Source organism: Streptomyces sp. NPDC054961, from assembly GCF_053609145.1.
This window is the reverse complement of the sequence record NZ_JBSGWY010000048.1, coordinates 53,356-62,062: the sequence shown is the minus strand read 5'-3', so window position 1 is coordinate 62,062 and position 8,707 is coordinate 53,356. Positions and strand designations below refer to the sequence as shown.

Genomic DNA, 8,707 nt, shown 5'->3' with positions numbered 1-8,707 from the left:
GGCGGGCGCGGCGGTCTGGGGGATCTGGGACGCGCGGGACATCAACTGGTTCACCCGTTGAAGGGTAGGCGCGCCCGGCTCAGCAACTCCCTGCTCCCTGCTGCTTCCTGCTCCCCGCCGCTCAGGTGTCGAGCAGCCGGTTGACCAGCGAGCGGTAGGCGCGCAGGGCCTGTCGCAGGTCCTCGGTGGCCACCTGCTCGCCGTGGTCCCACTGCTTCTCCAGCCCGCTCCGGTGTTCGGCGAGAGACCCGGCGAATGCCTGCATGACCTCGGCCACCAGGGTGTCCGCGGCCCGGACCGCTTCGCGCGGCTCGTCCACGAACCGGCCCTGGATCTGGTTCCAGGTGGTGCGGTAGCGATCCGCCTCCGCGGCGCCCAGGAGCGATTCGTCGTCGGCCCCGGGTCCGGACTCCTGCCGCGGTGCGGGTTCACGGTCCCGCGGTGTGGATTCACGGTCGGGGTCCGTCTCCAGCCCACGGGACTGCTGACCGATGCCTTCGCGTCCGGGCCCCGCCATCGCGTCCCGGTCCGCCATCGCGTCCCGGTCCGCCACCGCGTCCCGGTCCGCCACTGCATTCCGGTCCGACGCCGCATCCGGGTCCGACCGCGTTCCCGGGTCCGACCGCGTTCCCGGGTCCGTCCCGGACCGCATCCCCGCGTCCTGCGGCGAGCGGTCCCGCCGGTCCCGTTCGCCCGTGGCCTCGCCCGGGTAGAGGGCCGCGTCCTCGCGTGCGGGCGCGGGACGCGCCAGGTCTTCCGTCGTCAGGACGGGCTCGGGCGCCCGTCCCGCCTCGTCCTCATGGTTCGGCATGATCATCGGCTCCTCCGGTCGGCGAGCAGCTCCTCGAACAGGGTGCGGTAGTGGACCATCGCCCCCCGGAGCTCCTCTGTCGTCGCCTCTCCCGCGCCGCTGCGCACCTTGACCGCATGGGCGGACCGGTACTCCTCCAGCGTGCGGCCGTGCTCCACGGACAGGTCCCGCAGTTGCCCCTGGTACCCGTCGGTGGGGTAACCGCGCTCACCCATCAGCAGGGTCAGGAGCTCGTCGGCCTCGGCCACGGAGGCATCGGGCCGGTCCACGAACTGCTGCTGTACGGCAGTCCACTTGTCCGCGTACTGCTGCCGGCGTTCCGGCGGCAGCTCCTTGATCTCGAGCTGGTCGTACCGCTCCTCACGGGCGCGCAGGTCACGCTCGGCGGACCGCTTGTCGCCCTGTTCCGCGACGGTACGTTCGTATTCGGGTCCGAATCGTTCACGCAGGTGACGGCGTCGGGCCAGCATCCACAGCGTGACCGTCAGCGCGATCACGACGATCGCCGCCACGACGATGATGGCTATCAGTACGTTGGTTGACATCTCTGGCCTCGTCCCGGGGGCTCTGGCTCGTTGGCTTCGTTGACGCGGCTGCCCTGGTTGACACCGGGCAAACCCATGAGGCTCCGGGTCCAGGCGCGGATCATGGCCGGGGTTTGAGCTCGCCGCCGCGGGTTAGGCGCCCAGGGGAGACGACGGGCAGTGCCGTGGGACGGCCGACGACCAGGGTGGACGGCCCGCGGCTACCCACGCGGTCCACCGACGGGCCGCCACCGCAGACGAACGGAAGGGCATCCCTGATGGACGCGAGTGAGAGCGAACGGGCGCGGCGCCGCACCCCGGCCCCGACTCCGACCCCGCCGTCGGAGGCGGTCGGCGAGAGCGGTGACGGGGAGGCACGCCGGGCCGCCGACGAGGCGGTCGTGGGAGAGGGCCGTGCCGGAGACGGCGGCGGCGGGTCCGGAGGTCGCTCAGGGAGCCGTCCCGACGAGCGCCGGCGTCCGGATGGGGGCCCCGGGGCTCCCACCCGACGGACCCCGGACGCCGATGAAGGCGGCGCCCCGGCGGGGAGGGAGCGTCATTGATCGACCCGACCCGACCCGACCCGACCCGACCCGACCCGACCCGACCCGACCCGACTCGATCGTTTGCACCCACGCCCGTCCGGCGAGCCGACCAGCCAGGGAGCCACCATGCCGCGCGGATCCAGTCCCAAGCGTGAACGCCAGTACGAGCACATCAAGGAGAGCGCCGAACGGCGGGGTGAGAGCCCCGAGCAGGCCAAGGAGATCGCCGCCCGCACGGTGAACAAGGAGCGCGCCCGCGCCGGCGAGTCGAAGACCGCCAGCCGTTCTTCCCTCCAGGACATGTCCTCGTCCCGGCGCGGGGGGCAGCGCTCGCACAGCGGTGCGCAGGGGCCGACGAAGGATCAGCTGTACAACGAGGCCCGGCAGCGCGGCATCAAGGGCCGCTCGGCGATGGACAAGGCGGAGCTCAAGCGCGCCCTCGGCCACTGACCGCTCCGCGGGACCGTTCCGAGGAACGGCCCCGCGAAGTCCTGGAACCGGGGCACGGTCCGGCCTCCCGGCTGCGACGGGGCCGTGTCCCGGGCGCGACGCGCGCCCAACGGGACGGGACGGGCGGGGGCTGCGGACGCAACGGCCCGCCCGGCCCCGCCCCAGCCCGCCCGAGCCCGGCCGTCCCGTGAGGCCCGCCGGGTAGGCGCGGTACGCCCGGGCCGACCGCCCGGCGATGCGCTCCGGCACAGCGAGGAGGACCCCGCCATGAACCGTCCCGGATCCCTGCCGCCCCGCGAAGACGGCCTGCGGGTCGTGGTGGTCGGCGCCACCGGAAACGTCGGCACCAGTGTGGTCCAGGCCTGCGCCGACAGCCCTGCCGTCGCCTCCGTCCTCGGCCTGGCCCGGCGGATCCCGCCGTGGACGCCCGCGAAGACCACCTGGGCGGCCGCCGACATCGGGCCCGACGGCTCCGACCTGGTACGGCTCTTCGCCGGAGCGGACGCGGTCGTCCACCTGGCGTGGATGTTCCAGCCGACCCACGATCCCGCCCAGACCTGGCAGACCAACGTGCTGGGCAGCCTGCGCGTCTTCGAGGCGGTGGCCGCCGCGGGCGTGCCCGCCCTGGTCCACGCCTCCTCCGTCGGCGCCTATTCACCCGGCCCCCAGGAGACCCCGGGCGCCGCGGACCGTGCGGTGGACGAATCGTGGCCCACGCACGGCTGGCCCCAGGCCGCGTACACCCGGGAGAAGGCCTACCTGGAGCGCGTACTCGACGCGTTCGAGCCGTCGCACCCCGATGTCAGGGTCGTGCGCATGCGGCCGGCCTTCCTGTTCAAGCGCACCTCGGCGTCCGAGCAGCGCAGGATCTTCGCGGGCCGCCTCCTGCCCGGCCGGCTGGTGCGCCCCGGGCTGATCCCCGGGGTCCCTGACCTGCCGGGACTGCGGTTCCAGGCCCTGCACACGGACGACGCGGCAGCCGCCTACCTGGCCGCCGTGATCCGGCGGGTGCGGGGCCCCTTCAACCTGGCGGCCGACCGGCCCCTCGACGCCGAAGCGCTCGCCGGCCTGCTGCACGCCCGCCGGTTCGCCGTTCCCACGGCGTCGGTCCGCACGGCGCTGGCCGCCGCGTGGCGGCTCCACCTGGTCCCCGCGTCGCCCGACCTCTTCGACGCGGTCCTGCGCCTCCCGCTGATGGACTGCGCCCGCGCCCGCACCGCACTCGCGTGGGAGCCCCGGCACACGGCGGTCCAAGCGGTGGAGGAGTTCCTCGAGGGCCTGCGCGACGGCGCGGGCATGGCCACCGTGCCCCTGGCCGCGTGAACGGGGACGCCGCCGGCGCGGATGACGTCCCCCGGGCCCGCCTCCCGGAGCCCCGTCGACGATTCCGCCGGGAGCTCTCCACTACCCTCGCCACCGAGTGAGCAGCTGCGACCGAGTGGGATGCGACCGAGTGGGAGTGGAAGAAGCGATGGCGCTGAAAGAAGGCCAGCGAGTGAAGCTGGCGACGGACACCAGGCTGACCGATTGGGTGGCCACGGCGGGGGACTCCCCGACTTCACCGGGGCACGTCGCCGCGTCCCTGTCCCTCGCGGCGGGCATCGAGGGCACCGTCGAACGGGTGGTGGAGCACGAGCACCAGAGCGAAGAAGCCCGTGAGTACGAGCGCCTCAAGTCGCTCCTCGACGCCTTCGGCCACGAGATGCCCCCCGAGAGCAAGAGGCAGCTCGAGGAGAAGGTCGGTTCCCTGGAACCGGAGTGGATCGCCTACCAGGCGCAGCGGCTCCGGGTGACGGTCCGGGTCCGCCTCGACAACGGCTTCATCCTCGACGAAGCCCGCGAGGACGTCTTCACGTCCGTGTGACCGATGTCCGTGTGACCGGCGTCCGTGTGACCGGCGTCGGTCGGACCGACCGGTCTCACAGGTCGATCCAGTACCGCCGCTTGGGACCGATCAGGGTCTCGCGGACGTCCTCCAGCACGCCGCCCTTCCCCTCGATCGTGCGTACCGACGCCTCGTTGTCCGGGTCGCAGGTGAGCAGGACCCGGTCCATCCCGAGCAGCCGGGCCTCGTACAGGACCGAGCCCAGCGCCCAGGTGGCCAGTCCGCGCCGCCGCGCGGAGGGCCGGACGCTGTAGCCGATGTGTCCGCCCGCGTCGACCAGGAACGCGTTCAGGTAATGGCGCAGGTCGATGGCGCCCAGATAGGTGTCGCCCTCGGCGATCCACCAGTACGTGGCGTGGACCCGTCCCTGCTCGATCGGCAGCGTTCGGTCGGCGTACCCGTGCAGTCGCTCCACCCAGGCCGCGAAGCCCTCCGCGCTCTCCACGTCGTCATCGGAGCCGAGACCCGCCCCGTCCATGGGGGCGTCGTCCCCCCACTCCTCACGGGAGGCGAGCCAGGAGGCCTGTAGCCGGGGGGTGGGGAAGATGAGCTCGGGCATACCCGGACGATAACAGTCCGATCATCTGGTCACGGCTGCCCGCGGAGCCCGTCGGCCGGGCAGGGTCCCGGTCGGTCACGGCCGACGGCTGAGATACTCCGATCATGGTCGAGTGGGTGGGGTCAGGCGGAACGAGGTCCGTGTCCGAGCGGAGCGGGGCTGCTCCCGTTGACCCCTCGGGGTGGGTGCTGCGTTCCACGGAGCCGGCGGACGTCGAAGTGATCGCGGAACTGCGGGCCGTGGTCATGCGGGAGGACCTGGAGCGTCTGGGCCGTTTCGACGAACACCGGGTACGACAGCGGCTGCGTGACTCCCTCTCCCCGCCATACACGTCGGTCATCGAGAAGGACGGCGAGCTGGCCGGGTGTGTCACCGTGCGCCCCGCCCGGGACGGGCAGTGGCTGGAGCACTTCTACCTCGCGCCGGGCCACCAGGGCCGCGGCCTCGGCTCGGCCGTCCTGCGCACGCTGCTCGCCCGGGCCGACGCCCGGGGTGTGACCGTCCGCCTGAACGTCCTCCAGGGCAGTGCCGCCCGGAGGCTGTACGAACGGCACGGTTTCGTGGTGGAAACCCAGGATCCGGTCGATGTCTTCATGGTGCGCCCGCCGGGCGAGGCGTCCGACCTGAGGTAGGCAGGCAGGCAGGCAGGCAGGGCAGGCGTGCGCCCGGGCCGGTGCCCGGCCGCCGGCGTGACGGCGCCCGGACCGCTCACCAGGGGCTGCGGACCTTGACGCCGCCGAGGGCGCGGACCTGCTCCTGGGCCTCCGCGGAAAGCCTGCGCAGCAGGTCCTCGCCGATGACACCGTCCCGGCGCCAGATGGCGCAGAGCGTCTCCAGGGCCGCTTCGGCGAGTTCGGGCTCGGCATCGGCCGTGGCGCCCATCAGCGCCTCCACCACCGGCCTGGTGCGCAGTTCTCCCACCGCACGCGCCGTCCGGGCCCGCTCCCCGGCCGGGACGGCCGGGTCGGCCAGCGAACGCAGGACGTCCGCCGTGTCCCTGGCGTCCTGGCACGGCAGTACGAAGACGACGTAGACGAGCTGGGTGCCCAGCACGATCAGACCCTGGAGAGGGGCGAACAGCCCGATCGGCAGGAGCGGGGCCAGCGGGAGCACGACCATCCAGCCCCCTCGGATCCTCTGGGCACCGCCGGTCGGCGGTTCGAAGCGCCGGCCGGCCAGCAGGACGATCACGAACATGGTCGCGAGGGTGAGGAGGGGTACCCCCACCAGCACCATCGTCATTCCCGTGGCGAGCGACTCGCCGAAGGGGTCGGCTCCCAGGACCGGCAGCACCAAGGCCGCGGCCGTCCCGCCGAGAAGGGCGGTGACGACGTACCGCTGCAGGCACATCCGTAGCCATCGGCCCGTGCTCACTGCCGCTGCCCCGCTTCACTCGGCTCGAGGGACGACCGGCTGAAGGCCCCCGGCCCATGATGACTTGAACGCGTTCAAGTCACAAGCCCCTCGCGACCGTCGACGGACGGGCGTCGCCGCCCCCGGGGCCCCTCACCGTCCCGGACGCCGCCGCACGCCGCCCCGCTCCTCGGGGCCGCTCCTGTGACGTGCGCCACACCGTGTCACAGCGGCCGGCCGTGCGGTGTCTTGTGCCCGAACCCAGGAACGAAGGAGACGACACCATGACCAAGAACACCGAAGTGATCGTGATCGGCGGCGGATACGCCGGCGTCATGGCCGCCAACCGGCTGACACAGCGCGACGACGTCACGGTGACGCTGATCAACCCGCGTCCGGACTTCGTCGAGCGGATCCGCCTGCACCAGCTGGTGGGCGGGTCCGACGACGCGGTCGTCGCGTACCGGGAGGTCATCGGCGAGGGAGTCCGGCTGGTGGTGGACTCCGTCGTGCGGATCGACGCGGCCGCGCGCAGCCTGACGCTCGAGGCCGGCGGCACGGTCGGCTACGACTACCTGATCTACGCGGTCGGCAGCGGCAGCGCCGACCCGCGCGTGCCCGGAGCCGCCGAGTTCGCCTACCCGATCGCCAGTCTTGAGGAGGCGGCGCGGCTGCGCCCGGTCCTCGACGCCACGCCCGTGACGGGCCGCGTGACCGTGGTCGGAGCCGGCCCGACCGGCATCGAGACCGCCGCCGAACTGGCGGAGGCGGGCCGCGCCGTGACGCTGGTCTGTGGCGGGGAGCTCGGCCCGTACCTGCACCCCCGGGGACGGCGCTCGGTCGCCAAGCGGCTGGCCCGGCTCGGGGTGACCGTGCTCGACGGCCCCGAGGCCAGGGTGACCGCAGTGACCCGCCGTGCCGTGCGGCTCGGCGGCGGCCGCGAGCTGTCGAGCGAAGTGACCGTCTGGACCGCCGGGTTCGGCGTGCCGGACCTGGCCGTGCGCAGCGGGCTGAGCACCGACGCGCTGGGCCGCCTGCTCACGGACGAGACGCTGACGAGCGTGGACGACGTACGTATCGTCGCGGCCGGCGACTCGGCGGCGCCGTCGGGCCTGCCGCTGCGGATGAGCTGCCAGTCCGCGATGCCGATGGGCGCGCGGGCCGCCGACACGGTACTCAGCCGGATCGCGGGCGAGCGGCCCTCGAACCTCAACCAGGTGTTCGCCGGCCAGTGCATCAGCCTGGGCCGGGGCGACGGCATCTTCCAGTTCGCCCACCGGGACGACGTCGCGCTGTGGTTCACGATCGATGGCCGCCCTGGCGCGAAGCTGAAGGAGTTCGTGTGCAGCGGCACCGTCAAGCACCTGGCCGGCGAGGCCGGCAAGCCCGGTTCGTACGGCTTGCACCGGGTCTCGGGAGGTGCGAAGCGCGGCCAGCTCCTGGAGGCCCGGCGCGGCGAGGCGCCGGCCGTGGCCGAACAGCCGGCTTAGCACGGGTGGTGTCCTACGCTCGGACGCACCGGGACGGACGATCGGACCGAACGGTCCTCAGGGAAGGGGAACTTGCTGTGGACGACCGTCTGCAGGCCGCCGGCGAGGAGCCGGCCGCCGCGAAGGGGGAGGGCCGGGACGTGACCGGCCGCGCGACCGACCCGGTGACCGCCCGCGCGACCGATCCGGTGACCGGCCGGGCGACCGATCCGGCGACCGACACCTTCGTCGCCCACCGCAATCTGCTCTTCACCGTCGCCTACGAGATGCTCGGATCGGCGGCCGACGCCGAGGACGTCCTCCAGGAGACCTGGCTGCGGTGGATCAAGGTCGACCGGGCGCAGGTGCGCGACCACCGCGCGTACCTGGTCCGGATCGCGACCCGGCAGGCGCTCAACCGGCTCCGCACGATGAAGCGCCGCAAGGAGGCGTACGTGGGCCCCTGGCTGCCCGAGCCGCTGCTCACCGCGCCGGACGTGGCCGAGGACGTCGAGCTCGCCGAGAGCGTGTCGATGGCGATGATGCTCGTCCTCGAAACGCTGTCGCCGACCGAGCGGGCCGTCTTCGTACTGCGCGAAGCCTTCGACGTCGGCTACGAGGAGATCGCGACGGCCGTGGAGAAGACCCCCGCGGCCGTGCGCCAGATCGCGCACCGTGCCCGCAGGCACGTCGACGCCCGCCGCCCCCGCCAGTCGGTCTCCCCGAGCGAGAGCAGGGCGGCCCTGGCGTCGTTCCAGCGCGCGATCGAGACCGGTGACCCCCAGGGCCTCCTCGACGTCCTCGCCCCCGAGGTCGTCCTCGTGAGCGACGGCGGCGGCATCAAGCAGGCCGCCCTGCGGCCGATCACGGGCGCCGACAAGGTGACCCGCTTCGTGTTCGGCGGCCTCGGCAAGAACCGGAGCCCGATCACCATGGCTCCGACCGTGGTCAACGGAACTCCGGCGCTCCTCGTCCGGCTGGACGGCGAGATGGACGGCGTCATGGCGGTCCGCGTCGAGGACGCCCGCATCACGGGCCTCTACTACGTCCGCAACCCCGAGAAGCTGTCCCGCGTCGTAGCGGAGACCCCGCTCAGCCGGCGCTGACGGGC

General features: G+C 73.1%; 10 protein-coding genes. 6 read left to right on the top strand and 4 right to left on the bottom strand.

All coding sequences use genetic code 11. The features are described 5' to 3' along the window. Window positions 1–121: 121 nt before the first annotated feature. Entirely contained in the window at window positions 122–811 is a 690-nt protein-coding gene (locus ACWF9Z_RS31340; protein ID WP_453607784.1) for a hypothetical protein, read from the bottom strand. A 2-nt stretch (window positions 812–813) separates the two neighbouring features. Continuing rightward, window positions 814–1,356, bottom strand: coding sequence for a hypothetical protein (locus ACWF9Z_RS31335; protein WP_453607781.1), 543 nt, complete (start codon window positions 1,354–1,356; stop codon window positions 814–816). Between the two features lie 650 nt (window positions 1,357–2,006). Here ACWF9Z_RS31335 and ACWF9Z_RS31330 point away from each other — a divergent pair. From ACWF9Z_RS31330 to ACWF9Z_RS31320, 3 genes are all read left to right on the top strand, one after another. Next, a complete protein-coding gene (locus ACWF9Z_RS31330; RefSeq protein ID WP_453607779.1) occupies window positions 2,007–2,330 on the top strand; it encodes a plasmid stabilization protein in 324 nt (107 codons plus the stop codon). A gap of 267 nt (window positions 2,331–2,597) precedes the next feature. Further along, entirely contained in the window at window positions 2,598–3,653 is a 1,056-nt protein-coding gene (locus ACWF9Z_RS31325) for an NAD-dependent epimerase/dehydratase family protein (protein WP_453607777.1), read from the top strand. A gap of 172 nt (window positions 3,654–3,825) precedes the next feature. Further along, window positions 3,826–4,194: a hypothetical protein gene (locus tag ACWF9Z_RS31320; protein ID WP_453607774.1), complete on the top strand. Its 369-nt coding sequence runs from the start codon at window positions 3,826–3,828 to the stop codon at window positions 4,192–4,194. 55 nt (window positions 4,195–4,249) lie between these two features. Here the strand turns inward: ACWF9Z_RS31320 and ACWF9Z_RS31315 are convergent, their stop codons facing one another. Beyond that, window positions 4,250–4,774, bottom strand: coding sequence for a GNAT family N-acetyltransferase (locus tag ACWF9Z_RS31315; protein WP_453607771.1), 525 nt, complete (start codon window positions 4,772–4,774; stop codon window positions 4,250–4,252). 185 nt (window positions 4,775–4,959) lie between these two features. Between ACWF9Z_RS31315 and ACWF9Z_RS31310 the strand changes: the two genes are divergently transcribed. Further along, complete coding sequence (locus tag ACWF9Z_RS31310) at window positions 4,960–5,406, top strand: N-acetyltransferase family protein (protein WP_453607769.1); 447 nt, start codon at window positions 4,960–4,962, stop codon at window positions 5,404–5,406. Between the two features lie 76 nt (window positions 5,407–5,482). Here ACWF9Z_RS31310 and ACWF9Z_RS31305 read toward each other — a convergent pair whose 3' ends face one another. Further along, window positions 5,483–6,148, bottom strand: coding sequence for a hypothetical protein (locus ACWF9Z_RS31305; protein WP_453607766.1), 666 nt, complete (start codon window positions 6,146–6,148; stop codon window positions 5,483–5,485). A 263-nt stretch (window positions 6,149–6,411) separates the two neighbouring features. On the opposite strand from ACWF9Z_RS31305, the gene ACWF9Z_RS31300 reads away from it, so the two are divergent. After that, complete coding sequence (locus ACWF9Z_RS31300; protein ID WP_453607763.1) at window positions 6,412–7,617, top strand: NAD(P)/FAD-dependent oxidoreductase; 1,206 nt, start codon at window positions 6,412–6,414, stop codon at window positions 7,615–7,617. A gap of 188 nt (window positions 7,618–7,805) precedes the next feature. Then, complete coding sequence (locus ACWF9Z_RS31295; RefSeq protein ID WP_453607792.1) at window positions 7,806–8,702, top strand: RNA polymerase sigma-70 factor; 897 nt, start codon at window positions 7,806–7,808, stop codon at window positions 8,700–8,702. Window positions 8,703–8,707 lie beyond the last annotated feature (5 nt).

Coding starts and splice junctions, on each gene's coding strand:
- ACWF9Z_RS31300 (WP_453607763.1), top strand. CDS start 6,412: ATGACCAAGAACACCGAAGTGATCGTGATCGGCGGCGGATACGCCGGC.
- ACWF9Z_RS31335 (WP_453607781.1), bottom strand. CDS start 1,356: ATGTCAACCAACGTACTGATAGCCATCATCGTCGTGGCGGCGATCGTC.
- ACWF9Z_RS31325 (WP_453607777.1), top strand. CDS start 2,598: ATGAACCGTCCCGGATCCCTGCCGCCCCGCGAAGACGGCCTGCGGGTC.
- ACWF9Z_RS31315 (WP_453607771.1), bottom strand. CDS start 4,774: ATGCCCGAGCTCATCTTCCCCACCCCCCGGCTACAGGCCTCCTGGCTC.
- ACWF9Z_RS31340 (WP_453607784.1), bottom strand. CDS start 811: ATGCCGAACCATGAGGACGAGGCGGGACGGGCGCCCGAGCCCGTCCTG.
- ACWF9Z_RS31330 (WP_453607779.1), top strand. CDS start 2,007: ATGCCGCGCGGATCCAGTCCCAAGCGTGAACGCCAGTACGAGCACATC.